The sequence below is a fragment of the Woodsholea maritima DSM 17123 genome (assembly GCF_000382325.1).
Lineage (GTDB): Bacteria > Pseudomonadota > Alphaproteobacteria > Caulobacterales > Maricaulaceae > Woodsholea > Woodsholea maritima.
This window is the reverse complement of record NZ_KB908057.1, coordinates 178,783-203,710: the sequence shown is the minus strand read 5'-3', so window position 1 is coordinate 203,710 and position 24,928 is coordinate 178,783. Positions and strand designations below refer to the sequence as shown.

At 57.7% G+C, this 24,928-nt stretch carries 21 protein-coding genes and 1 riboswitch; of the genes, 7 read left to right on the top strand and 14 right to left on the bottom strand.

Annotated elements, in window-relative coordinates:
* Positions 1-28 precede the first annotated feature (28 nt).
* The 6 genes from H151_RS0106475 to proB all read left to right on the top strand — a co-directional run bounded on the left by H151_RS0106475 (position 29) and on the right by proB (position 5,515).
* Positions 29-835 (top strand): formate/nitrite transporter family protein, encoded by an 807-nt coding sequence (locus H151_RS0106475; RefSeq protein WP_019960835.1) that lies wholly within the window; start codon positions 29-31, stop codon positions 833-835.
* Positions 836-903: 68 nt separating this feature from the next.
* Positions 904-1,062 (top strand): hypothetical protein, encoded by a 159-nt coding sequence (locus H151_RS17510; RefSeq protein ID WP_019960834.1) that lies wholly within the window; start codon positions 904-906, stop codon positions 1,060-1,062.
* 236 nt (positions 1,063-1,298) lie between these two features.
* Complete coding sequence (locus H151_RS0106465; protein ID WP_019960833.1) at positions 1,299-1,868, top strand: type 1 glutamine amidotransferase domain-containing protein; 570 nt, start codon at positions 1,299-1,301, stop codon at positions 1,866-1,868.
* Between the two features lie 338 nt (positions 1,869-2,206).
* Positions 2,207-2,995, top strand: a complete 789-nt coding sequence (gene proC, locus H151_RS0106460; RefSeq protein WP_019960832.1) for a pyrroline-5-carboxylate reductase — start codon at positions 2,207-2,209, stop codon at positions 2,993-2,995.
* Positions 2,996-3,039: 44 nt separating this feature from the next.
* Positions 3,040-4,296, top strand: a complete 1,257-nt coding sequence (locus tag H151_RS0106455) for a glutamate-5-semialdehyde dehydrogenase (protein ID WP_026353871.1) — start codon at positions 3,040-3,042, stop codon at positions 4,294-4,296.
* A 58-nt stretch (positions 4,297-4,354) separates the two neighbouring features.
* Positions 4,355-5,515, top strand: a complete 1,161-nt coding sequence (gene proB / locus H151_RS0106450) for a glutamate 5-kinase (protein WP_019960830.1) — start codon at positions 4,355-4,357, stop codon at positions 5,513-5,515.
* Between the two features lie 49 nt (positions 5,516-5,564).
* On the opposite strand, the gene H151_RS0106445 is transcribed toward proB, so the two are convergent.
* The 3 genes from H151_RS0106445 to H151_RS0106435 all read right to left on the bottom strand — a co-directional run bounded on the left by H151_RS0106445 (position 5,565) and on the right by H151_RS0106435 (position 7,787).
* Complete coding sequence (locus H151_RS0106445; RefSeq protein WP_019960829.1) at positions 5,565-5,762, bottom strand: CsbD family protein; 198 nt, start codon at positions 5,760-5,762, stop codon at positions 5,565-5,567.
* A 75-nt stretch (positions 5,763-5,837) separates the two neighbouring features.
* Entirely contained in the window at positions 5,838-6,677 is an 840-nt protein-coding gene (fghA, locus tag H151_RS0106440) for an S-formylglutathione hydrolase (RefSeq protein WP_019960828.1), read from the bottom strand.
* A complete protein-coding gene (locus H151_RS0106435; RefSeq protein WP_019960827.1) occupies positions 6,678-7,787 on the bottom strand; it encodes an S-(hydroxymethyl)glutathione dehydrogenase/class III alcohol dehydrogenase in 1,110 nt (369 codons plus the stop codon). It abuts the gene before it with no gap.
* 190 nt (positions 7,788-7,977) lie between these two features.
* On the opposite strand from H151_RS0106435, the gene H151_RS0106425 reads away from it, so the two are divergent.
* Positions 7,978-8,277, top strand: coding sequence for a GNAT family N-acetyltransferase (locus H151_RS0106425; RefSeq protein ID WP_019960825.1), 300 nt, complete (start codon positions 7,978-7,980; stop codon positions 8,275-8,277).
* Positions 8,278-8,327: 50 nt separating this feature from the next.
* On the opposite strand, the gene H151_RS0106420 is transcribed toward H151_RS0106425, so the two are convergent.
* From H151_RS0106420 to H151_RS15695, 11 genes are all read right to left on the bottom strand, one after another.
* On the bottom strand, positions 8,328-11,453 hold the full coding sequence (locus tag H151_RS0106420) for an efflux RND transporter permease subunit (protein WP_019960824.1): 3,126 nt from the start codon (positions 11,451-11,453) through the stop codon (positions 8,328-8,330).
* Positions 11,450-12,583, bottom strand: a complete 1,134-nt coding sequence (locus H151_RS0106415) for an efflux RND transporter periplasmic adaptor subunit (RefSeq protein ID WP_019960823.1) — start codon at positions 12,581-12,583, stop codon at positions 11,450-11,452. The genes H151_RS0106420 and H151_RS0106415 overlap by 4 nt, the downstream gene beginning before the upstream one ends.
* A 388-nt stretch (positions 12,584-12,971) precedes the next feature.
* Positions 12,972-13,970 (bottom strand): threonine-phosphate decarboxylase CobD, encoded by a 999-nt coding sequence (gene cobD / locus H151_RS0106410; RefSeq protein WP_019960822.1) that lies wholly within the window; start codon positions 13,968-13,970, stop codon positions 12,972-12,974.
* Positions 13,967-14,926 (bottom strand): adenosylcobinamide-phosphate synthase CbiB, encoded by a 960-nt coding sequence (cbiB, locus tag H151_RS0106405; protein WP_019960821.1) that lies wholly within the window; start codon positions 14,924-14,926, stop codon positions 13,967-13,969. The genes cobD and cbiB overlap by 4 nt, the downstream gene beginning before the upstream one ends.
* A 2-nt stretch (positions 14,927-14,928) precedes the next feature.
* A complete protein-coding gene (locus H151_RS0106400; protein ID WP_040759031.1) occupies positions 14,929-16,389 on the bottom strand; it encodes a cobyric acid synthase in 1,461 nt (486 codons plus the stop codon).
* A 29-nt stretch (positions 16,390-16,418) separates the two neighbouring features.
* Positions 16,419-17,192 carry an ABC transporter ATP-binding protein gene (locus H151_RS0106395; RefSeq protein ID WP_019960819.1) on the bottom strand — a complete coding sequence of 258 codons (774 nt, stop codon included), beginning with the start codon at positions 17,190-17,192 and terminating at the stop codon, positions 16,419-16,421.
* Positions 17,185-18,189: a FecCD family ABC transporter permease gene (locus tag H151_RS0106390; RefSeq protein ID WP_026353868.1), complete on the bottom strand. Its 1,005-nt coding sequence runs from the start codon at positions 18,187-18,189 to the stop codon at positions 17,185-17,187. The genes H151_RS0106395 and H151_RS0106390 overlap by 8 nt, the downstream gene beginning before the upstream one ends.
* Entirely contained in the window at positions 18,182-18,931 is a 750-nt protein-coding gene (locus tag H151_RS0106385; RefSeq protein ID WP_233354543.1) for an ABC transporter substrate-binding protein, read from the bottom strand. The genes H151_RS0106390 and H151_RS0106385 overlap by 8 nt, the downstream gene beginning before the upstream one ends.
* A 108-nt stretch (positions 18,932-19,039) precedes the next feature.
* Positions 19,040-20,875 (bottom strand): TonB-dependent receptor plug domain-containing protein, encoded by a 1,836-nt coding sequence (locus H151_RS0106380; RefSeq protein WP_019960816.1) that lies wholly within the window; start codon positions 20,873-20,875, stop codon positions 19,040-19,042.
* Positions 20,876-21,042: 167 nt separating this feature from the next.
* Positions 21,043-21,232, bottom strand: a riboswitch (cobalamin riboswitch).
* A 56-nt stretch (positions 21,233-21,288) separates the two neighbouring features.
* Positions 21,289-21,891: a cob(I)yrinic acid a,c-diamide adenosyltransferase gene (gene cobO, locus H151_RS0106375; protein ID WP_019960815.1), complete on the bottom strand. Its 603-nt coding sequence runs from the start codon at positions 21,889-21,891 to the stop codon at positions 21,289-21,291.
* Positions 21,892-22,018: 127 nt separating this feature from the next.
* Positions 22,019-24,928: Ig-like domain-containing protein (locus H151_RS15695; RefSeq protein WP_169336721.1), on the bottom strand; the 2,910-nt coding region annotated here is incomplete at its 5' end.

Here is a 24,928-nt window from a genome sequence, read left to right as displayed (position 1 = left end):
CGGCCCTCCCCTTAACCCCTAGGCGTCTATGAGCGAAAAATCTCAGCACGAAAAGAAGGTGGACGATCTTCGTGAGAAGAACGACATCGCCTCAAAAACCATCTATGCCGTTGTGTCCGGGATCGGGCGCGAAGAATTAACGCGCCCGGCCTCGGGGCTTTTTTTATCGGCCGTGGCCGCGGGATTTGCCATCAGCGCCAGTCCGATCATGATCGCGGCGATTTCCCATGCCCTGCCAGATCGCAGCTGGACCGGCTTCCTCTCCGCCTTGGGCTATCCTTTCGGGTTCTTGCTCATCGCGCTGGCGCGCCTGCAACTCTTCACCGAAACCACATTGACCGCTATGATCCCCGTGACCCGCCTGCGCACACGGCGCTCATTCCAGCTGTTATTACGGGTGTGGGGCATCGTGCTGGCCGGGAATGTATTGGGCGCGGTGGTTATTGGCCTGGCCATGCCCATCCTCATTGGCGATGCGCTGACCCAGGCCATGGCTGAGGCGACGCATCATCTATTAGACTCCTCTGCCTTTACACTCTTCCTGCGCGCCATGCCTGCTGGTTTCTTGATCGGCCTGATGGCCTGGTCACTGCCCACGCTATCAACCGACCGGTTTTTAAGTGTCTTTCTGATCACCTTCCTGGTGGGGGCCGCGCATTTTCCGCACATCATCGCGGGCAGTGTCGAAATGACCGTTCTGGTCCATCAAGGCTATGCCAGCCTGGTCCAGGCCGTGGGTCAGTTCTGGCTGCCCGTCTTATTGGGCAATACCATCGGGGGTGCGGCGCTGTTTGCGGGGCTGGCCTATGGTCAGGTTCATAAGGAAGTCGAGTGAGCCCTGGCCATTGGGCGGGGAACCGCTTGGCATGATCGCGCGTTAAAAATCGCGAAGGGAGATGAACCATGACCCAAGATAAAAAAAGCAAATCTTTGATCATCGCGATTGCCCTGGGCCTTGGCATTGTTATCGGCGGCTTAGCCTTTGCCCTTTGGCAAGAAGAGCAAGAGGACAGTCTTGAAATTCACTTCAGTGATGACACAATCTCTTTAAAAGCCGAATAAAAGGAGGCCATTATGGCCGAAAAACTGACCTAAACCGAAGCTCGACAGGGTGAAAATCGCCGCGATCAAGAGCGCGTTTTCTTAACCTCAACCATTCTGGCCGTCGGCTTGCTGGCCATTGCGGTTATTACCTTTATGGCGCTGACATAACTGGGATTTATTGCGCGAATATTGGAACGAAGCCCCCCTTGTCCTCGTTTATTTTATGTAAGTGAAATCAAAACAAGGAGGTGACTATGTCCGCTCGCGCTGAAGGACGTCGTATCGCAATTCTGGCCGCAGACGGGTTTGAAGAATCCGAATTGTTCGAGCCTAAATCTGCCTTGGAAGATGCGGGGGCTGAGGTTCATGTAATCTCGCTCAATACTGGTGAGATTGAAGCCAATCGCCATCGCGAAACTGGTAAAACCATCCCCGTCAATGATGTATTGGGCAATGCCAAAGCCGAACGTTTTGATGCTCTGGTCATTCCCGGCGGCTTGTTTTCCCCAGACGCCCTACGCATCAATGATGATGTCAAAAGCTTCGTGCGTGACTTTTTCGCGCAAAAAAAGCCCGTCGCCGCGATCTGTCACGGCCCACAAATTCTGATTGATGCCGATGTTGTCAAGGGTCGCACCCTGACCTCCGTCGAAGCCATCCGCACGGACCTGGCAAATGCGGGCGCGAAAGTCGTGGATGAAGCGGTTGTGGTCGATGAGGGCCTGGTAACCAGCCGCACCCCCAAAGATTTAGAGGCGTTCTGCGCCAAGCTGGTTGAAGAAGTTTGCGAAGGCCAACATGCCGCCCAAGCCCAATCCGTCTAACCCTCCCCTCGGACGGATACACTGGCGGCCTCACCCCTTGGGTGGGGCCGTTGGCGCACCATCAACACGGGTATTTTTTCTAAAACCGGGTTGACGCAGGTGCGAAGACTGTTAGTCTTCACCGCAATGCAGCACGCACTTTTCTATACGCCACGCCAACCGCGACCGGTCCGCCCACTGTAAAAGTGGGTGTGGGTTCGCTTTATGCTGCTTCATTTTGCGCGCGTTGCTGACTAAGCACGCAACCGGCTGGCAGACAATCGAAGAGACCATCTAACGCCCCACCCACGCATCTGGGTCTGGGGGCGCATTGTTATGTCAAATCTAAAGGGTAATTCATGAAAATCTTGATGGCAGGGTGTGGGAATATGGGCGGTGCCATGCTGGAAAGCTGGCGCGCGCTAGACGGTTTTGACTTTACCATCGTTAAGCCCACGCCCAAAGGATTGCCCCAAGATGTCACCTATCGCGCCAACCTGGACGGGCTGGACGCGGCCAGTTTTGATGGCGTCATTCTGGCGATCAAGCCCCAGATGATGGCCGCGGTCGCGCCTGCCTATGCGCCCTATCTCAAAACCGAGGGCCTGGTGATGTCGATGGCGGCAGGGGTTTCGCTCGCCACTTTGGAACGCTATTTCCCTGAGCGCGCCATCGTGCGCATCATGCCCAATTTGCCCGCGAAAATTGCCCAGAGCATGAATGGGCTGGTGGCCAACGCCCAAACTCAAGAGGCCCAGCGCGCCCTTGCCGATCGCCTTGCCGACGCCACGGGCGCCGCCCTGTGGGTGGCTAGCGAAGACCATTTAGACCGCCTGACGGCCGTGTCGGGCAGCGGGCCAGGCTATGTCTTCTACCTTATCGAAGCCTATCTCGAAGCCGCTCAGGATCTGGGCTTCTCTCTCGACGACGCGCGCACGCTAGTCTTTGCCACCTTGAAAGGCGCGGTGGAGATGGCCGCAACCAGCGATCAAAACCCGGCCGCTCTTCGCGCCTCGGTCACCAGTAAAAATGGCACCACCCAAGCCGGTCTCGATCAATTGATGGCCGAGGATCAGTTGAAAACCCGGTTTAAAGCCACGCTCAACGCCGCCTATCACCGCGCGCGTGAGCTGTCCCAAGGCGGTTAAACCCGCCGCTTCGCCCTTTGTATGAAGTCACTTTAGGAGTTTTTATGTCTACCGCTATGCCCGATTATGTCACTGATGTCGCCACGCGCGCGCGCGCCGCAGCCCGTCGTCTCGCCCAGGCCCCGAGCCCGGTGAAAAATGAGGCGATCCAGGCTGGGGCGCAGGCGCTGCGTCGGCGTTCGCAGGATATCCTCGCGGCCAATGCCCAAGATGTCGATGTGGCCAAAGCCGCCGACAAGCCCGCTTCCTTCATTGATCGCCTCTTACTGACCCCAGAGCGGATTGAGGCCATGGCCGCCGGGCTGGAAACGGTGGTGAGCCTGCCCGATCCGGTGGGCCGTATCCTCAACACCACTACGCGCCCCAATGGTCTGGAGATCCGCCAGGTCGCCACCCCTCTGGGTGTGATCGGGATCATTTATGAATCGCGCCCCAATGTGGCCGCCGATGCGGGCGCGCTCTGCCTGAAGTCCGGCAATGTCGTGATCCTGCGCGGGGGCTCTGACAGTGTGCACTCCACCGAAATCATTGTCGCCTGCCTGCGCGAAGGGCTTAAATCGGTCGGTCTTCCTGAAGATGCCATTCAAACGCTGGGCACGACGGACCGGGCCGCGGTGGCGCAAATGCTGCGCGCCCAGGGTCTGATTGATCTGATCATTCCACGCGGCGGCAAGGGGCTTACCAGCTTGGTGATGGAAGAAAGCCGGGTGCCGACCCTTCTCCATCTTGATGGCAATAATCATGTTTATGTTCATCAAGATGCTGATCAGGCCAAAGCCATCGCCGTCATCGTCAATGCCAAGCTGCGTCGCACCGGGATTTGCGGCGCCGCCGAAACCGTAGTGATAGATCGCACCATAGCCAAGGATCTTCTACCTCAGCTCATCACAGCGTTGGAAACCTGCGAAGTGCGCGGCGAGGAAGAGGCGCGGGTCATCGATGATCGTGTCGTCCTGGCCAGTGAAGACGATTGGGATACGGAATATCTTGATCGTATCTTGGCGGTGAAACTGGTCGATGGCCCTGATGAGGCGTTGGCCTTCATCGCGCAGCATTCCTCGCACCATACCGATGCCATCATTACAGAAAACAGTGATGTCGCGCGCCGCTTCCTGAACGAGGTCGACAGCGCCATCGTGATGCATAACGCCTCCACCCAATTTGCCGATGGCGGTGAGTTCGGTATGGGCGCAGAAATTGGAATTGCCACCGGGCGCCTGCACGCGCGCGGACCGGTGGGATTAGAACAGCTCACCACCTTTAAATACGAAGTTCTGGGCCAGGGCCAAGTCCGACCGTGACGCGCAGCCGCGACGTCCGACCCCGACTGCCTCATCTTCAGAACAAGGATTTAAAATCATGAGTGATCGAAAACGTACCGTCATTAAAATCGGATCGAGCCTGCTGGCCAATGAACAAACCCTACAGCTGCGCTATGCCTTTTTAAGCGCACTGATGCAGGACATTAGGGTCCTACGCGATCAGGGCCGCGATGTCGTGTTGATGTCTTCTGGCGCGGTGGCGCTGGGCCTTAATGCGGTGGAGTGTGAACCGGGGGCTTGTAGCTTGCTGGACAAGCAAGCCGCCGCCGCCATTGGCCAGCCGCTGCTCATCAATGCTTATAAAAACATCGCCGCCGAGCATAATTTCGATATTGCCCAGATCCTGATCACCCTGGACGATATGGAAGGGCGCAGGCGCTTCATCAATATCAAGAACACCATCGAGCGCTTGTTCGAAAATGGCATCATGCCCATCGTCAATGAAAACGACACCATTACGACCGAGGAATTACGCGTTGGCGATAATGACCGCCTCGCCTCGGCCATCGCCCATATGATCAAGGCTGATGAATTTATCATGCTGACCAGCGTGGATGGGCTTTATGACCGTGATCCCGCTGAACCCGGCGCGCAATTTGTCAGCGAGCTTCATGATGTCTCACAATATTTAGAAGGGGCCGCCAGCAAAAGCGCCTTAGGCTCTGGCGGGATGCTGACCAAGTTGATTGCGGCCAATATGGCCCAGCATAGTGGGTGTACGACCTATCTGGCGAAAGGCGTGTTGGAGCGCCCCGTCACTGGCGTTTTAGATGGCTCGCGCCGGCATACGCGCTGCCCCGCGATTGGGACACCGGAATCGGCCTGGCATGGCTGGTTGACCAATCGCTTGCACATGGCCGGCAGTATAGTTGTGAAACAGGCCGTCGCCGATGAAATTATCGACGGGCCCACTCGTCATATTGATCAGCGCGATATTCTGTCCCTGACCGGCACGTTTCAAAAAGGCGATGTGCTGCATGTCTATGGCGAAGATGGCGTCGAGGTCGCACGCGGGCTCTGTTCCTTCTCCGCTGAAGAGGTGAAACGCCTGATCGCCCATCCCCATGATGAGGTGATGGAGATTTTAGGCTATACCGCGCGGCCTATCATTATCCGTAAGGACAATATGGCTAAGCTTGCCCAGACGCGCTTAAGCTGGGATGAGACCTTGTTGGAGCCTCAAGTCGCGGCACAATAAAATATTAAAAAAGGCGGTCAGAAATGACCGCCTTTTTTAATATCAAGTTTTATATTTTTTCGACCCAGTCGTGAACTTCCTGCTCGGCTTCTTCTTTTGATTTGCCGTATTTTTCCTGGATCTTACCGACCAACTTCTCACGATCACCGTCAATCACAGCCGCATCATCATCGGTCAGCTTACCCCATTGACGCTTGGCTTCACCGGTAACTTGCTTCCAACGGCCTTTTAATTCATCAGAATTCATTTTCAGCTCCATGGGTTAGGGACATAGATACAATCCCCAGACCCCCGGAAGCGTTCCCCGCCATGATGACTATTTTCAAGCCTTCAGATGACCGGCATGCCAGGCCAGATGTTCGGCCATGAAAGTCGAGATGAAGTAATAGCTATGATCATATCCGGCCTGATGACGCAGGGTCAAAGGCTGGCCCACGCGCTGGCAGGCGGCCTCAAATAGCTCGGGCTTTAATTCCTGCGCCAGGAAATTATCGTCCGAGCCCTGATCAATTAAAATCGCCTTAACGCGCGCACCCGCGGTGATCATGGCGCAGGCATCATAAGCGGCCCAGGCGCTTTGATCCTCACCCAAATAGGCGGTGAAGGCCTTTTGCCCCCAGGGCACCTGGCTGGGCGCGACGATGGGCGCAAAGGCGGAAATGGCTTTAAAGCGATCAGGATGGCGAAGACCAATCGTCAGCGCCCCATGACCGCCCATGGAATGGCCCATGATCGATTGACGGTCTAAATCCACCGGGAAATGGGCCGAGATCAGCGCGGGTAACTCATCTTCGATATAGGCCCGCATTTGGAAGTGCGCCGCCCAGGGCGCTTGGGTGGCATCAAGATAAAAGCCCGCCCCCTGGCCCAGATCATAGCCCGCATCATCGGCCACGCCTTCACCGCGCGGCGAGGTATCGGGCGCAATAAAGATGACACCCAATTCAGCGCAAGCTTGGCGAAACTCGCCCTTCTCGGTCACATTGGCTTGGGTACAGGTAAGACCGGAGAGATACCACACCACTGGAAGTCGTTCACCCGGCTTATGCTCGGGCACAAAGACCGAGAAAGTCATCTCAGTCCCTGTGGCTTGGCTGGGATGGCGATAAACGCCTTGCGTGCCGCCATGACTGCGCACGCGAGAAAGGGTTTCTAGGCTCATTTAAAACACCACGACTGAGCGGATGGACTTACCGTCATGCATCAGATCAAAGCCCTTATTGATCTCCTCCAGGCTCAAGACATGGGTGATCATGGGATCAATCTCGATCTTGCCATCCATATACCAGTCGACAATTTTGGGCACATCGGTGCGCCCGCGCGCGCCGCCAAAGGCGGTGCCTTTCCAGACCCGGCCCGTGACCAGCTGGAAGGGGCGCGTGGAGATTTCCTTGCCCGCTTCGGCAACGCCGATAATGATGCTTTCGCCCCAACCGCGGTGACAGGCCTCCAGCGCTTGGCGCATCACATCGGTATTTCCGGTACAGTCGAAGGTATAATCGGCCCCACCCTCGGTCAGTGCGACCAGATGGGCGACCAGATCGCCGTCAATCTCGCGCGGATTGACGAAATGAGTCATGCCGAAGCGCTCGCCCCAGGATTTCTTGTCATTATTGACATCGACGCCAACAATCATATTGGCCCCGGCCAGTTTTGCGCCCTGAATGACGTTCAGGCCAATGCCGCCCAATCCGAAGACGATGATATTTGCGCCCGGCTCCATCTTGGCGGTGTTGATGACCGCGCCCACACCTGTGGTCACGCCGCACCCGATATAGCAGGCCTTATCAAAGGGGGCGTCTTCGCGGATTTTCGCGACGGCGATTTCCGGCAACACGGTGAAGTTGGAGAAGGTCGAACAGCCCATATAATGATAGACGGGCTGGCCTTTATAAGAGAAGCGGCTAGTCCCATCGGGCATGACGCCCTTACCCTGGGTCGCGCGAATGGACGTGCACAGATTAGATTTCTGCGAGGTGCAGGTCTTACACTGGCGACATTCCGGCGTGTAGAGCGGGATCACATGATCGCCCGGCTTCACGCTGGTCACGCCCTTACCCACTTCACGCACAATGCCTGCGCCTTCATGGCCCAGGACAGACGGGAACAGGCCTTCAGAATCCAAGCCATCGAGCGTATAGGCATCAGTGTGGCAAATCCCGGTGGCCATAATCTCCACCAGCACTTCACCGTCTTTAGGGCCTTCCAGGTCCAGCTCAACAATTTCCAACGGCTTTTTGGCCTCAAAGGCAATAGCGGCACGTGTTTTCATGAAAAGCTCCCTTCGGCGCGTAAAGATGGATGCGCGCACTCTAGGCGAGGTCAGGGGCGATGAAAACCAAGGCGGAAGGCTTTTCCGCACCATTCAACAGTTGCGGCAATTCGCGTAAGACTTTTTCCAAAATGGCGCTAAACTTTCCCCGCGTGCCTTCCTATATCTAGAATGAAGCAAGGAGGCCCACATGCCCGAAATTACAATCCGCTATGAAGAGATTTCACAATCCAAAGGGCGCTATATCGCCCATGTCGAGGGGTTTGAGGCCGAGGGCGAGATCACCTTTTCGCGCGCCGGATCCACCCGCATCATCGTCGATCATACCGGCGTGCCTGATGTGCTGGGCGGCAAAGGCGTCGCCAAGGCCTTGGCCGCGCATATCGTGGCAGAAGCCCGCGCGCAGGGCCTGAAAATCGTACCGCTTTGCCCCTTTGTCAAAGCGCAAGCGCAAAAGCATCCTGAATGGCAAGACGTGGTTGAGCTCTAATCGCGACGGCTTAAAAAAAGACGCCCGCATCCAAAGATGCGGGCGTTTTGTTATTCCGCTGGGTGAAGGGCGTCTTCACCCTTCAGCGCGGTACCGGACTGGGCCGCAATCTGGCGCGAGACCCAATTAGGCGTCTTGGTGAAGCGCCCCAAAACCCCATAAGCGACCGGGATCACAAACAGAGTAAAGAGCGTCGCCACTGTCACCCCGGCAAAGATCACCACGCCGATCGTAATCCGGCTTTCCGCGCCCGGCCCTGAGGCGATCACGAGCGGAAATGCGCCAATCGCCGTTGAAAGACCCGTCATCAAAATCGGGCGGAAGCGGGTCTGCGCGGCCTCAATCGTGGCCGGAACAACCTCCATCCCTTCTTCACGCAGCTGATTGGCAAATTCAACAATCAAAATGCCGTTCTTCGCCGCCAAACCAATCAAAATCACCAAGCCAATCTGGGAATAGATATTGAGGCTGGATCCCACCAGATCCAAGCCAAAAAGCCCCCCGGCCACCGCCAGCGGCACCGTCAGCATAATGATCAAGGGCTGGATCAGGCTTTCAAACTGGGCGGCCAGCACCAGATAAACGATCAATAAGGCCATACCAAAGGCAAAGAGCACGGCCGTATTGGCCTCCAAAAACTCTTTCGCCCCGCCCAGATAGGTTGAGTTCACATCCTGGGGCAAATTATCAAACGCCCACCCATCCAGCCAATCGACCGCTTCACCCAGCGTATAGCCTTCAGCCAGGGTTGCAGAAACGGTGATGGCACGCTGGCGGTCAATGCGCGAACGCGAAGACGCTTCACCCACTTCGCGCAGGCTCACCAGATTAGACAGCGGAATTAGCTGATTGTTGCGCCCTGTGACATAAAGCGTTTCAAGATCTTCCACGCTTTCGCGGTCTTCGCGGCGGTTTTCCATAATCACATTATAGGCTTCACCGCGGTCCATATATTGCCCGATCCGGCGTGAACCCAAATGCGTCTGCAAGGTCTGACCGATCTCAGCGACGCTGACGCCCAGCGCCGCCGCGCGTTCACGGTCAATATCAACGAGCAGGCGCGGGCTATTGGGTTCATAGCTTTTGCGCGCACGTAACAGATTAGGGTTTTCGGCCTGAATCGCGGCCAACAAGCGCTCTGCCTGTTGGTCAATCGTCTCATAATCAGGACCACGCAGGACGAATTGAATATCGTCCCCAGCCCCGCCGCCGCCCAGCGAGGAGCGCATGGAGGCAAAGGCGCGCACGCCGGTCAGCTGACCGAAACGACCATTCAGCTCGCCCACAATTTGGAAGCCATCCCGGCGCTCGCTCCAATCCGTCATCGAACCGATCACGAAGCCCGAGTTAAACCCGCTGCCGCCCCAACCGGGTGAAATGACCAGAGCGCGGCGCAACTCCCCGGCCTCGACAAAGTCCATCACGACATCTTCGACCTGTTCGGCTTGGTCGGCCATATAATCAAAGCTTGCGCCTTCGGGCCCTGAGAACATGCCGAAGAAGGATCCGCGATCTTCCGGCGGGGTCAGCTCAGAGGGGATGTGCTGTAATAAAAAACCAGAGCCAATAAGGGCTACAATGACGACCGGGATCATCATCCAAGGCGCTTTCAATGCCACTTCAAGACTGTTTTGATAGCTGCGCCGACCGGCATTGACCCAATTATCCACCAGGCGCGCCATACCCTTGGCTTCGCTGGCAGGCTTTAGAAGCTTGGAGGCCATCATCGGGGACAAAGTCAAAGCGATAAAGCTCGATAGGATCACCGCCGCAGCAATGGTCAAGGCAAGCTCGGTAAAGATCCGCCCAATAAAGCCCGGCAGGAAGACCAGCGGCACGAAAACCGCGACCAGCACGGCCGTCGTGGCGATCACCGCAAAGAAGACCTGATTACCCCCGCGTAGCGCCGCAATCAAAGGCGCTTCACCCAGATCGATACGGCGTTGAATGTTTTCCAACACCACGATGGAATCGTCCACCACCAAACCAATGGCGAGCACCAAGGCGAGCAAGGTCAAAATATTGATGGAGAAGCCCGCAATCGCTAAGGCTGCGAACACGCCCACCAGACAGACCGGCACAACGGCGGCCGGGATCAAAGCAGCGCGCAAACTGCCCAAGAAGAGATAGATCACGGCAATCACCAACAGCGCCGCAATGCCCAGGGTTTGCCATACCTCATTGATGGAGCGTTCGATAAAGATGGTATCGTCTGATCCGACGATCAGCTCCATCCCCTCAGGAAGGCCGCGCTTGATGACATCAACAGCCTTCTCAATCTCGTTCGAAACCTCAACAGAATTGGCCTGACTTTGCCGCACAAAGCCCAACCCGATCATATTCTGGCGATTGCCCCGAAATAGCGTGCGCGGTTCTTCGGCAGCAATCTCCACATCAGCCACCTCAGACAGGCGCACGACATGACCTTCAGAGCGGCTGGAAATCGGAAGACGGCTGAAGGCCTCAGGATCAGAGAACAGGCGCTGCACGCGCACCACGATTTGGGTGTCGCTGGTTTCCACTGAACCACCAGGCACTTCGACATTTTGCGTGCGCAATGCGCGATCAATATCAGCCACAGTGACCCCGCGTGCGGCCATCGCTTGCGGGTCGAGCCAGATACGCATCGCATAGCGGCGCTGGCCGCCAATGCGCACCTGCGCCACGCCATCAATCACCGTGAATTGATCAAGCAAGACCCGGTCGGCATAGTCCGACAGCTCTTCAGAGGTCATACGGTCAGAGAGCAGCATATACCAGATGAAAGGACGCGCATCGGAATCTTGTTTGCGCACTTCCACTTCTTCAACGTCTTCAGGCAGGCGATCGAGCACGCGTGAGACCGCATCGCGCACATCATTGGCGGCGGCTTCAATATCACGGCTCAGCTTAAACGTGATGGTAATGCGTGAACCGCCATCGCGCGAGGATGAGGAAATCGTATCGACGCCATCAATGCCTGAGAGCTGATCTTCGATGATTTGCGTAACGCGGTTTTCAACCACCTCGGCATTGGCACCGGGATAATTGGCCGAGACCGACACGACCGGCTGATCGACATCGGGAAGCTCACGCAGGGGCAAGTTCTGCAGGCCCAAAATCCCGAAGACTAAGATCAGCGCACTGAACACCCCGGCCAGAACCGGGCGACGCACAGAAATGTCAGAGAGCGTCATTGTACACTCCCCGTGCCAAGGCTGGCCGCCGCCTGACGGCTTTGCGGCACGTCAACATGATCAGTGCGGGTCACCATAACCGGCATGCCATCGCGAATGCGGTGCACGCCCTCGCCCACAATCATCATGCCGGGTTCCAAGCCTTGGGTCACTTCAACCAGGCCATTGGCGCGCATGCCGATCTCAATATCTTGACGGCGCACGCTCGCGGGGCGCTCGCCCTCACCCGGCATCACCACAAAGACATAGGTCTGATCCAGATAGCGGGTCAAGGACGCTCCGGGCACAGCCGGATTGCTGCGCATATCGCGGCGCACTTCGACGGTCATCAATTGACCGGGCAACAAACGACCCTCAGCATTATCGATTTGCGCACGCACCGTCACCGTGCGGGTGACCGGGTCAATGCGCGTATCGACCTGAGAGATCAGGCCCACAAACACTTCATCAGGATAGGCTGAGGTTTGGGCCGCGATCTCCATACCCGCGCTCACCACCGCCAGAAAACGCTCCGGCAGGGTGAAATCCAGCTTGATGATCCCGGTATCATCCAGATTGGCAATCGCATCGCCCGGCCCGACCAGCTCACCCAGGCTTACTTCACGAAGGCCGACAACGCCGGCAAACGGCGCGCGTACAATCCGGTCGGCCAAGCGCGCCTCGATCGAGGCAACGCGCGCGCGCGCCCGATCTACACTGGCCTGAACCTCATCCAGGCGCGATTGCGAGACGACACCCCGGCTCACCAGATCGTGGATCCGCTCTAGCTCACGGCTGGCTTCACGCACCGTGGTGCGCGCTTCGGTAAGGTCTGCAGCTTCTTCAGTATCGGTTAGCTCTACCAGGATTTGGTTTTGCGCAACCTGGTCGCCGGATTCAAAATTGATCCGTGAAATCGTATCGGAGACCCGCGCCGTAATCGTCACGGTTTCATTCGCGCGCGCTGTACCCAGCGCCGCCACCGTATCGGCAAAGGGGTAATTGGGCACTTCAAAGGCCGCCACCGGCATTGCCCCACCGCGCGGCCCACCCTGAGGCGCAGAAGGGGTCAAAACCATCTTGCCCAGCACCACCGCCGACATCACCACAAACAAGGCCAATACAGCCCATAAAAACCCAGCGCGTTTCATACCCCATATCTCCTCTTTGGCGGCACTATGTTCACTTGCGGCCAAAACGCAAATGCCAAGCCCGTTCACAAATTCGCGAACTCATAATCGCAACATTAACTTTCGTTTAGATTAGGCATTTCAACACCTTATGAAGCGCGTCCGTCTCGCACACATAGGGATATAGTGCATTTATCCTCCAAGGGGGGAGGGGGTAGAGAATACACTTTAAAATCAGACCCTCAGCGTGAAGATGAACTTGAAGCATGACCCAAACTGCGCCGAGCCCCTTCGCCCGAGGGCTGGCCTCTCATCAACATCGTTAAACGAAGGCATGTTCGCTGATCCGTCTTTTACGCCGATGAAGATGACATAGGTTTAAACAGGCGCGTCATTCATGTACGGACAATTAAGCGGGGCGATCTGCCAGCGCCTGGACCAAGCGATCCAGGTCCGCGCCTGCACACAGGCCTAAGCGTAGATGGTGATCATCGCCGTTAAACCGGCGGGTATAAATCCCCGCTTCGGCCAAGTGCTGCCAAACCGCATGGGCTTTATCAAGGGTCAGATAGCGAAAGAGGTCGCTACCTGTGACCGCTTTGATCCCAACACTCTCCAGCGCCGCATCCATCATGCTGCACGTCTCAGCCAAGCGCCGGCGCATTTGTGCCTGCCAATCCAGGTCTTGATAGAGGCGCGCGCCCGCCTCCAGCGCCGGACCGCTGACCGACCAAAAGCCCAGATAAGCCTCTAGCGCGGCTTGGATCGCGGGCGGGGCCAGAAACGCCCCTAGCCGTAAGCCCGCCAGCCCATAAAACTTCCCCGTAGAGCGCAAAATGAGCAGCCCCTGCGCGCCCGCCTCCGGGCATAACGAACGCCCTTCATCCAGATCACCATAGGCTTCATCAAGGAGCAAAAAGCCGCCCCGCTTGGCCAGGCGCACCCGCGCCGCGCGCAAATCTTCACGCGACCAAGCCCGGCCATCGGGGTTATTGGGGTTACAGATCACGACAAGATCCACATCATCCACGGCGTCTAAGGGATCGTCTGCGATCACGATCTCAACCCCGGCACGCCTCCAGATCCGCTCATGATCGCTATACATCGGCCGGGTCAGGGCGACGCGGCGGGGCGCGATCAGATTCGGTAATAGGCGAATGATCAGCTCACTGCCCGGAATCAGCGTAATCGAGGTGGCCTTTGCCTGCCAAGCCTGTGCCATCGCGCCAAGGCATTGCGCCTTCGCTGTCTCTGTCGGTAGATGGGTGAGGCTATCCGGGTGCAAGGGGCCAAGAGCATAGGGCCAAGGATTGATCCCCGTAGACAGATCGAGCCAAGGCTGCGGCGCATGGGCAAAATCGCGCTTCATGGCATCGAGAAGGCCACCATGGCGAAGATCAATTCTCATAACACCCCACCCAAAACGGCCATGCCCGCCACCATACCCCAGCCCAAGACCATGGCGCGCACATACAGCGTCAAGCCTTGCTTCACATGCGAAGCATCTGGATCCGGCGCGTCTTCATTCAACCAAGGCTCATCACGCACCCCCTCACCATAAGCCCTTGGACCAGACAGGCGAATGCCTAACACGCCCGCGAGGGCGCTTTCTGGCCATCCGGCATTGGGGCTACGATGACGGTGCGCATCGCGGATCATGACACGCAGGGCCTGAGCGCTCCATCCCGCAAGCGCAAAGAGCACGCCCGTCAAGCGCGCCGGGATCAGATTGACCCCATCATCGAGACGCGCGGCAAAGCCGCCAAAGGCGTGATAGCGTGCGGATGTATGGCCAATCATGGAATCCAACGTATTGATCGTCTTATACGCAACCAGGCCCGGCAGGCCGAATATGACGCCCCAGAACATTGGCGCGATCACACCATCTGATGCATTTTCCGCCAAGCTTTCCAGGCTGGCGCTCGCAATGCCCGCCGCGTCCAAACGCTCTGGATCGCGGCCAACAATCTGCGCCACGCCCTGGCGTGCTTTCGCTAAATCTCCAGCCAGCAATGGCCGCGCGACCGCATCCACATGATCATAAAGACTGCGCGAAGCCATCAGGCTCGACGCGATCACCGCCTCAACCATCACCCCCCAGGCCCAATGGTGCAAAACCCAGGTGATAAGGACGGCAAGCCCCGTCGTGAGCGCAAGGAGGATGAGGCAAGCCAACGCCCCTAAGATATAGCGCGTTTGGTGAGAAAAAGGGTCTTTATTAAAGGCTTTATCGGCGAGCGCGATCAAAGCCCCGATCCAAACCACCGGATGTTTGATCCGGGCATAAAGCCATGCGGGCCAGCCCAAGACGGCCTCGATCAGCCAGGCCAGGGCGATCAGGATAAAGCCCGCCGCGAAGTCCATGATTAAAACCGCGGCGTCTGAGCGAGCCCCAGCAACGCATCGATATTGAGGGAAGCTTCCATCTCATCGGCAAGGCTATCGAGGGCGGCCTCCACCCCGGCGCGATAATCGAGCCCACCCGTTGTGGATGCGCCTAAGTTTTGCAACCAGGCAGAGCGAAAACCGTTGGCAGAAAACAAGCCGTGCATATAGGTTCCGCCAATCTTGCCATCAGCACTCAGCGCGCCATCGGGGCCATGTTCGAGATCAATAAAGGGCCGCGCCGTATCCGAACCTATGGTTTTGCCGCAATGGATCTCATAGCCCTCAACCACTCGGTTAAGCCCCCGCACCACGCCATGGGCAAGGCGCACGGTCTTTGGCCCCTGCATCACAGTTTCGACATTCAACAGGCCCAGACCTTCAACGCTTCCCGCTTCACCGTCCAAACCCTCAGGGTCATGAACCCAGCGGCCCAGCATTTGATAGCCCCCGCACAGCCCTAAAATCACCCCGCCCTGGCGCGCATGGGCGTGAAGATCATGGTGCCAGCCTTGCGCCTTGATAAAGGCCAGCTCCCCCACGGTCGATTTCGTCCCGAAGAGGAGAATGGCATCGCAATCGCGCGGTAAGGGCTGGCCCGGCGGGATAAAGTGAAACTCCACCCGCGGATCGGCACGCAAGGGATCGCCATCATCGAAATTGGCCATGCGCGAGAGCATGGGCGCGGCGATTTTGATCTTTCTACCCGAGGCTTCTGCGCGCGAGCCCCGCTCCAATATCACCGCATCTTCGGCCGGAAGGCGCGAGGGCGCGCTGAGCCAGGGCAACACCCCCATAGAGGGCCAACCCGTGTACGCTTCAATGGCTTTTAGCCCATCGACAAACAAGGCTGGATCGCCGCGAAATTTATTGATGAGAAAGGCTTTAATCTGAGCCTGATCGCCCGCATCCAGCACCGCCTTAGTGCCCGCCAAGGCCGCAATGACCCCGCCGCGATCAATATCGCCCACCAAGCAGACCGGCACGTCATGGGCGCGGGCAAAGCCCATATTAGCGATATCGCGGGCGCGCAAATTTACCTCTGCAGGACTGCCCGCGCCTTCAACAATGATCAAATCAAAGCGCGCAGCGAGGCGATGAAAACTCTCGCGCACCGCGCCCATCAAACTCTCGCGGCGTGCCATATAATCGGCGGCGTTCAGCGCGCTATGCACCCGGCCATGGACCACAATTTGCGAGGTGCGATCACTTTGCGGCTTCAACAGGACCGGATTGAAATCCACATGCGGTGCGAGCCCACAGGCCTGAGCCTGTAGCGCTTGAGCCCGGCCGATTTCACCGCCCGAAGGGCACACGGCAGCATTATTCGACATGTTTTGCGGCTTAAAAGGGGCCACGCTTAGCCCGCGCCGCCGGGCAATCCGGCACAGGCCCGCGACCAGAACGGATTTGCCCACATCCGAGCCCGTCCCCTGCAGCATCAAGGCTTTGGCTTTGATGGCGCGCGCGCTCACGCCGCGCCTTCGATATGGATATTGAGATGACCCGCGCGATCAAATACCTCGGCTGTGACCCCATAAACGCGGCGCAAAATCTCCGGCGTCAGGGTCTGGCGCACCGGCCCGTCGGCGATGATTTCGCCCTCTGCCATCCACACCAAGCGATCCGCATAACGCGCAGCGAGGGCAATGTCATGAAGGACCACCAAAGCCCCACCGCCCTGAGCGACAAAGCCTTGGAGCAGCTCCATCACGCGGATTTGCTGGCGCGGATCAAGCGCGGCCACCGGCTCATCCGCCACCAGAAGGGGCGTCTGCGCGGCGAAGGCGCGGGCCAATTGCGTGCGCGCCAGCTCTCCGCCCGAAAGGGTCGCGGTAGAGCGATCGGCCAGATGCGTAATATCACACGCCGCCAAGGCCGCATCCACCGCGCGTTGATCTGGGCCTAATAATCGCCCCAGGCTGGCCCCGTGGGCGAAACGCCCCAGAGCCACCACATCAAACACACTCAGCGGCCACGCTAACGGTCGGGTCTGCGGCAGGTAGGACACCCATTGCGCCCGCTCGGCAGGTTTAAGAGTATAGCTAGGCTTTTGCGCCAACAGGGCTTCACCACTATCGGGCCGGATAAAGCCCAGGGCGGCGCGCAGCAGCGTGGTTTTCCCCGCACCATTGGCCCCTAAAATCGCCACCAATTCGCCGGGGCCAAAATCGAGATCCGCGCCCTTGACCAAGGCTTGATCCTCGGTGCGTACACTGACCCGGCGTAAGTTTAATTTAGTCATGGACCGCCCCCTTACGCTGGGCCGCGATATAGGCAAAGGCCGGTGCGCCAATGATCGCGGCAATGACGCCCAGCTTCATCTCTGCCGCCGTCGGGAGAAGGCGCACGACAATATCGGCCAGCACTAAAATCATGCCCGCCATCAAGCCGGAAGGGATCAGGGTCCGGGCCGGATCATGGCCCACCCAAGGGCGAATAATATGCGGCGCGACAATGCCGACAAAGCCAATCGCCCCGGCGAGCGCAACGGCCCCGCCGGTGGCCAACCCTGCGCCCAAAATGACACTGAGACGTTGAAGTTTCAGATTAAGCCCCAAACCTGCAGCGGCTTCTTCACCCAGGGTCAAGGCTGACAACCCCCTGCGTTGCCACAATAAAAGCGCTAAGCCCGCCAGAATGAAGGGTGCGGCCAGACCAATATCATCAAAGCTGCGATTGGCGACCGAGCCCATCATCCAATTGATCATATCCGACAGCGAAAACGGGTTCGGGGCCAGATTCATCAACAGTGACATGAGCGCGGCGGCAAAACTGGATAGGCCGACCCCAACTAAAATCAGCGTCACCACCGATTGAGTGCGAAACGCCATCATCGCCACGACGCCCGTCGCCAATAAGGCCCCTAAAATGGCTGAAATCGGCAAGATGAAGGGCCAAAGCCCCACCAGGCCATAATAAAGCGCGAAGGTCGCGCCCAGCGCCGCCGTCGCAGAAACGCCTAAGACCCCCGGCTCTGCCAGAGGATTGCGCAAGAGGCCCTGCATCGCAGCGCCGCTGATGCCCAACGCCGCCCCGACCAGAAAGGCCGCAAGGGTGCGCGGAAACCGAATATGCCAGATCACCAGCATGTCGGCGCGATCGCCCAAGCCTATAAAGGCCATCATGATACGGCTTGGCGATAATTCGGTTGACCCCAAGAAACACGCCAACACCATCACGAGAACGGATCCTGCGACCAAGGCCGGGATCAAGCCCGGCACAACTCTTACCTTACTCATTGTCGCCCCCTTCGGGCTGAGCGCTGAGGGCCTCAATCGCATCAAGAATGAACCAGCCGCTACACGATGTCCAAGCGCCTTCGAGGCCGACGCTCGGGCGTTCACGCAATTGCGCGCGCGCGATGGGATGACGCATCGGGCTCCAGGCATCGGGATGATTGGTGAAACTGCCGAAAAAGGCCGCCGCGACCCGATCAGGATGCTCATAGGCCAGACGCTCTAACGGAAGGCTGCGCCAACCGGGTTGATCTTGGAAATTTTCAAGGCCCGCCGCGAGGATCATTTCATGCACCAAAGAGCCCTCACCCGAGGTAAAACCCGAAGGCGTCATATAAAGCACGCTGGTGCCGGGCGGATGAGGCTCAATCGCGGCCAGGCGGGCCTCCATCTCGGCCACGACAGCTGCGGCGCGTTCGGGCTCGTCCAGCCCTTCCCCCATGTTGGTGATCACAGATTTGATGGTTTCAATGTCAGGGGCATAGCCCACTTGCAAAACGGGGATCCCTGCGCGCTCAAAAAAGCCCACTGCCTGGGGTCCGCCGCCATAGGAGCGCACGATCAAGTCGGGATGCAGGGCCAAAACCTCTTCCGCGCGCGGGCGCACACTGGGATAGCCCACAGCCGCATCGCGCATATAGGAGAAGTCTTTCACCGCATCGGGCGAGATCGCCAAGACCCGCTCCCGATCGACCAGCTTCAACACGAACTGATCTGAACAATAATCCAGGCTAACGATACGCATCGCCCGGCCTTCGGCTAGGGGCGCAGGATTGGGGGGCAAACAGCCCCCCAATCCCATCGCGATCGCAAGGCCCAAGCCTTTATGAATCAGCCTGGACATCATCAGGATTTAAAACCGCGCCCGCAGGCCGATTGTTCCAGACCGATCCGGCGTGCCATAGCCCAGAATTTGTTGATAGTGCTCATCAAATAAATTCTCGATACGGCCATAGACGTCCCAGTTGGCATTCACTTCATAAGACCCGGTCAGATCCACACGGGTCCAGCCATCCAAAGTGGCGCTCCGGTCGGTTTCTTCGCCATTATAGCGCACAAGCAGCGCGCCCTGGAAAGGCCCTTCAGGATCATAGCTTAAAGTGATGTCGCCTGAATGCTCCGGAACCCGGATCAAGGCTTTCCCCTCACCATCTTCCGCCTTGATATAGCTATAGCTCGCTTGCAAGGCCCAGGCTGGGCTCAGCTGATAGCGGCCATAAAGCTCAACGCCCTGGCTGGAGGCTTTGGCGATATTTTCATACCCGCCCACGGCGAAGGAGAAATTGATCAGATTTTCTGTATCCTGATCAAAATACACCAGGCCGATCTCTGCGCGATCATCTTTAGTGCGCCATTCAACGCCCACATCAAAGGCTTGGGAGGTTTCTGGGGCCAGATTGGGATTAGGTACGCTCGCCCCGCAACACACATAGGTTTTCTGGAACAAGGTCGGGGCCTTAAACCCTTCCCCCCAGCTGGCGCGCAATGTCCATTGAGCCGTTGGATTATAGGCCACGGCCACGCGGCCCGTAGTTTCAGAGCCAAAATCGTCATGATCATCCAGACGCAGCCCGCCGGTCAGGGTCAGGCCCTCAAGCGGTTGCCACTCATACAGCCCGAAAAGGCTGTCGATTTGCGTTTTATCCCCGCCCGATTGGGTCTCTTCGCGCTCGGCCCCAAAGACAATCGCGTTCTGGTCATTGAAGCTGAAAGCGCCTTGATAGCGATAGGTTTCGCGCTGGCCCTCTGCAAAGAAGCTCTGCGCCCCATTCGTCAGATTTTCACGCTCAATATCGCTCAAGCCCACTTGCAGCGTATGGGTCAAACGGCCGTCAAAAGTCGGCACAACCAATTTCACATTGGTGGACAATTCTTTGACATCGCTCACCTCATCACCATCGGCGACGCTACCTTGCGCGGTGGCACTATAGCTATCGAACGCGGCAGAGGCATCGGTATAGCTCGCCACCCAATCCAAGCGAATATCATGATCGAAATTAAGACCGGCCTGCGCGCTCAAGGTCGTGGCTTCATAGCCATCCTTCTCGGTATTGCCGTTATTTTCATCGGCCTTCGAGATGCCATCGCTGTCCATGCGAATGGCGGCCAGGCGGAAATCGCCGCGCTCATACCCGCCGCCGACAGAAGCACCGGCGCGCACGGTATTATAGGAGCCATATTCACCAAACAGACTGATTTGCTGGCCATTATCCGGCTTCTTGGTGGTGATCGAAACCACACCGCCAATGGCGTCACTGCCCCATAGGGTCGATTGCGGCCCGCGCAGCACTTCGATGCGTTCGATATTGGCGCTATCGACGCGGGCGAAATTATACCCCCCCCCGGGCGCGGTCGGGTCATTGACGGGAATACCGTCAATCAGCACCAAGGTCTGCTCGCTGGCCGCCCCGCGAATGCGCACGCTGGCGCTGGCGCCAAAGCCGCCATTTTGGTTGATGGTGACGCCCGGTGCATGGGCCAAAGCATCCACAGCAAAGCTAAAGCCCAATTGCTCTAAATCTTCAGCCGTGATCACAGAAACGCTGGAGCCCACCTCGCTCAAAGTCTGCGCGATGCGCAGACCTTCAACCGTGATAACATCTTCATGGGTGGTATTGGTTTGCGCAGCGAAAACCGGTGTAGAGAGCGCGCCCAAAGCGGCCCCTAAAAGAAACATGGTCCGGGTCATATCCCGACATCCCCCGATCGCCTGGCCGTCCCCCTTAAAGCTTTAAGGGCCAGTGATCCTAACGACATAGCAAAGACCCCGCCCCGCAAGGGGCGTGACGGTGGGTCGACACTGTCGTTTCAAAGGAAAACGCATTTCCCGCCGGCATAGGACTATCCCCGGTCCTTCAGGCGAACGACGCGATGGCAGGTTTCCTGGCTTGTCGATCTGCGCTTTCAAATCGCCTTCCCAGATCTGGCGATCCAGTGGCGTGTGATTTGAAAGCTCCCGACGCACAGTTGCGGGCACAGCGCCGGATTTAAACCGGCTTCCCTTTTACCCTTCGGCTAAGAAGGCACCATCTGGGCGCACTCTTGGCTGAAGAGGCGCATAGATGTCAAGCCTGTGACCTGTATGTCCGCGCCCATGTGTGGCTAAAAATCTATACCGCGCTGAGCTTTAATCCCGGCCTTGAAGGGGTGTTTGACCTCACGCATCTCACTGACCAGATCTGCATAATCCATCAGCTCAGGCTTGGCATCGCGGCCCGTCAAAATGACGCTGGTGCGGCTATCACGCGCCGCCAGCCCGTCCAGCACACGCACAATGTCCAGATAATCATAGCGTAGCGCGATATTGATCTCATCCAGGACAACCAGATCATAATCCCCGCTCGCCATTGCCTCACAGGCCTTGGCGAAGGCGGCTTCGGCAGCAGCGATATCGCGCGCCTTATCCTGGGTGTCCCAGGTAAAGCCCTCGCCCATGGTGTGCCAGGTCAGATCATCAGGAAATTTGGCAAAGAATTGGCGCTCACCGGTGATCCATTTGCCTTTGATGAATTGCACCACACAGACTTTATGACCCCAGCCCAAGGCCCGCGCAATCACCCCAAAGGCCGAGCTGGATTTACCCTTGCCCTCGCCCGTATGCACAAGAACCAAGCCACGACCGGGATCCTTGGCCTCAGAGGTTTTCTTTTTCTGCTCAGCCTGTAAGGCCTTCATCGCCGCCTTATGATCTTGGTCTTCGCTCATTTTGGGCCTCCCTTTTCAAGGCGAGCCCTAAGCGATCTGACCAAGCCTGTCACCTTCGAGCGACATAAACAAAACCCCATGCCTTGCGGGCATGGGGTTGTGTTGTCTTCGAGGTTTCAGTGTGGACTTAGAAGCCTTTTCTCAAAGTCAGCTGTCCACCTGTGGCTTGGAAGTTGGATTGGCCCAGGCCAGACAGGGTGAAGTCGAGATTGAGCTCGGTGCCATTAACGAAGCGCGAGGTGAAGCCCAGGCGGGCATCGGCGCGGGTACGGCCAAAGTCCACCAAGCTACCGCGCGTATTGAGCAATTGCGCATCGTTATAATCCCACACCGCCGTCAGATCGGCATAGGGATCAAGCGTGCCCCAGCCTGTATCGATAAGGCGATAGGCCAGTTTCGGTCCAAAGCTGACGCGACCAATGGTCAAAGTCTGGCTTGGGATCGCGATATTCAAGCTGTCGGTGTAACCCTCTTGGGTTTCCTGGAAATACTGCCAGCCCAAGGTCGGCGTCACCATCAAACGGCCCCAAGTGAGATCACCGCGCAGATGTCCTTCGATCAACCAGCGTGTGGTCTCAAAGCTATCGGTATAGAGCCCGATCGGATTGACATCATTGTCAGAGCGACCCCACATCGCGCGGCCATCGACATAGATCCCTTCGCCAAAGCGTGCCGCCACATAAGGCCCGACCATGAAGCCGGTCCCCGAGACGAGGCTGGCCGGACGATCTTCCTGAGCCAGGTTTTCGGTACGCATAGTGTCGATCTGGACCATGGCCCCGATCAACAGATCTTCGCGCATCCGATAATCGCTACCGATTTGGATCAGCGAGAAGTCAGAGCTTTCATCGCGGCCTTCACGCTCCAGCGTGACGCGTTGATAATCACCCGACATCCAGACATCCCAGGGGCTGGTGTTGTCACCCGCAAAGGGATCGCCCTCACGCCCTGCTGCGCGCAGCGCCGACAGGCTCACACTGCCATTGATCTTGGCATTGCCGCCGCGCACATCGGCTGCGAACCCAACCGGCGTCGCGCCTTCACTTTGACGCAAGCGCACGGAGAGATCCGGGCTTGCCGCCAAAATCCGATCCGCGCGCTGGGCCATAAAGGACCGGATCGCCGTCATCGTCATTTGACGCACCCATGCCTCATCGCGCACCGCCGCAAAGGTACACACGATGGCTTCTTGCGGATCGAGATCAATCACCACCTGGCCAGCGTTTTCAACAATCCTCGAGCCCGCATCCAGATCGCCCACACAGCTCAAGCTATCCAAGCGCCAGCCCGTCGGCAGGCTTTGGGTCACGGTGTAAGAGCCGAAGCGGCGATCATAAGCCTCAGAACGGGCCTGACCGCCCTCGGTGACCAGCTCCAACCCGTCGATATCGCTATCGCTCGAGGTGAAGCTCGCCACCACATCGCCATGCTCACCGCCGGGCGTGGTCGTGACCAGAGTGATCGTGCCGCGACGCGCCGCAATCGTGAAGGTGATCGGGATTTCCACAAGGGTGTCATCCCCGGAGGCCTGAGCCTTGACGCCCTGGCTTACCGATTGCGCGGACAGGCTGACCGGGCCAGTCTTGCGTTGGGTCACGGTGACCACACCGGTATAGGTGCCGGGGGCCAGACCTTCGGCATTTTCATTGACTTGGATATTGATATTGGCCTGGCTTTGCGGCTCGATCGTACCAAAGGCCGGTGTCACCGACAGCCAATTCATATTGGTCGCCGTTTCAAACTGCACCGCAGAAATACCGGGGTTAGAGACCTCAGCCTGAGCGGTGATTTCAGTCACGTCTTCGACCTTATCATCCACCTCGACGGTGACTTCGATCTCTTTAGTCCCTGCTTCCACGGTAAGGCTGGCGGCTTCACTGTCGAGCAAGGCCGCATCTTTGGCAGCACCAGCGGCGACGTTCAGGCTCACCTCTCCACGCTCAACCGGTGTGATCGTTGCGCTATAGCTTGCGCCTGTACCGGCAAAATTGCTCAAGCGGGCATTGGTGAAAGCAATATCACTCTCTTCAAAGCCAGTGACGTCCTCAGAGAAGGTAAAGCTCGCCACAAACGGACCGGTCACCAGGTTGGAAGCCGTCGTGATCTCTAAAGTCGGCGCATCCACATCCACCTTGATGATCAAAGCGTCCGAGGCCACATTGGTATTGCCTGCCGCATCCTCAGCCACACCAGCCGGAATAGAGAGGCTGACCTCACCCGTTCCAGCGGTCGTGACTTTAACGCTATAGGCGGTGTCATTGATGTTTAGCTCTGACAGGGTTGCGTTTTCAGCGACCAGCTCAGAAAGCTCCAAACCACTGACATTTTCCGACGCGGTGAAGTTAACCGTAAAGTCATTTTGCGTCTGGATCACCTCAATAGGAGAGAAGGTGAAAGTCGGCGGATCAAGATCCGCGCTTAAGGTAAGCTCACTCGGTGCAGCCGGACGATTGCCCGCCTTATCGCTAAATTGATCCGCACCCACACTTATATGGACCGCGCCCGAGGCTTCAGGCGTAATCGTGGCTTTATACACCTCACCCGCACCCGCACTGACAGGGCCGGTAAAATCACTCACGCTAATCGCACTCGTCGAACTAATTGAAGAGACGGCAAAGCCATCAACAGGCTCAGAGAAAGTGAAGTTGGCCACAAAGGCACCGGTGAGAACACCCGAACCGTCTCGTGTGATTGTCAGAACGGGGGACAAGGTATCTGTGCCTACGCGTAGCTCATTGGACGGCGCATTGCCATTGCCTGCCGCGTCTTGAACACTATTGGCGCTCACGCTGATAACAACATCGCCCTCATAATCCGCTTGTGGCGTGATCGTGGCGGTATAGGCCGCGCCTGAACCGGCAAAGCCTGAGGCCGAGCCATTGCCTACAAGGATCTCAGTGACATCAAAGCCCGTCACCGCTTCAGAGAAGGTGATCGTGACATCAAAGGTGCCACTAACCGGATCCGCCGCCGAGGAGCTGATCACCACGCTTGGCACCGTCCCATCCGATGTAATCGAGAATTGTGTCGCTGCCGT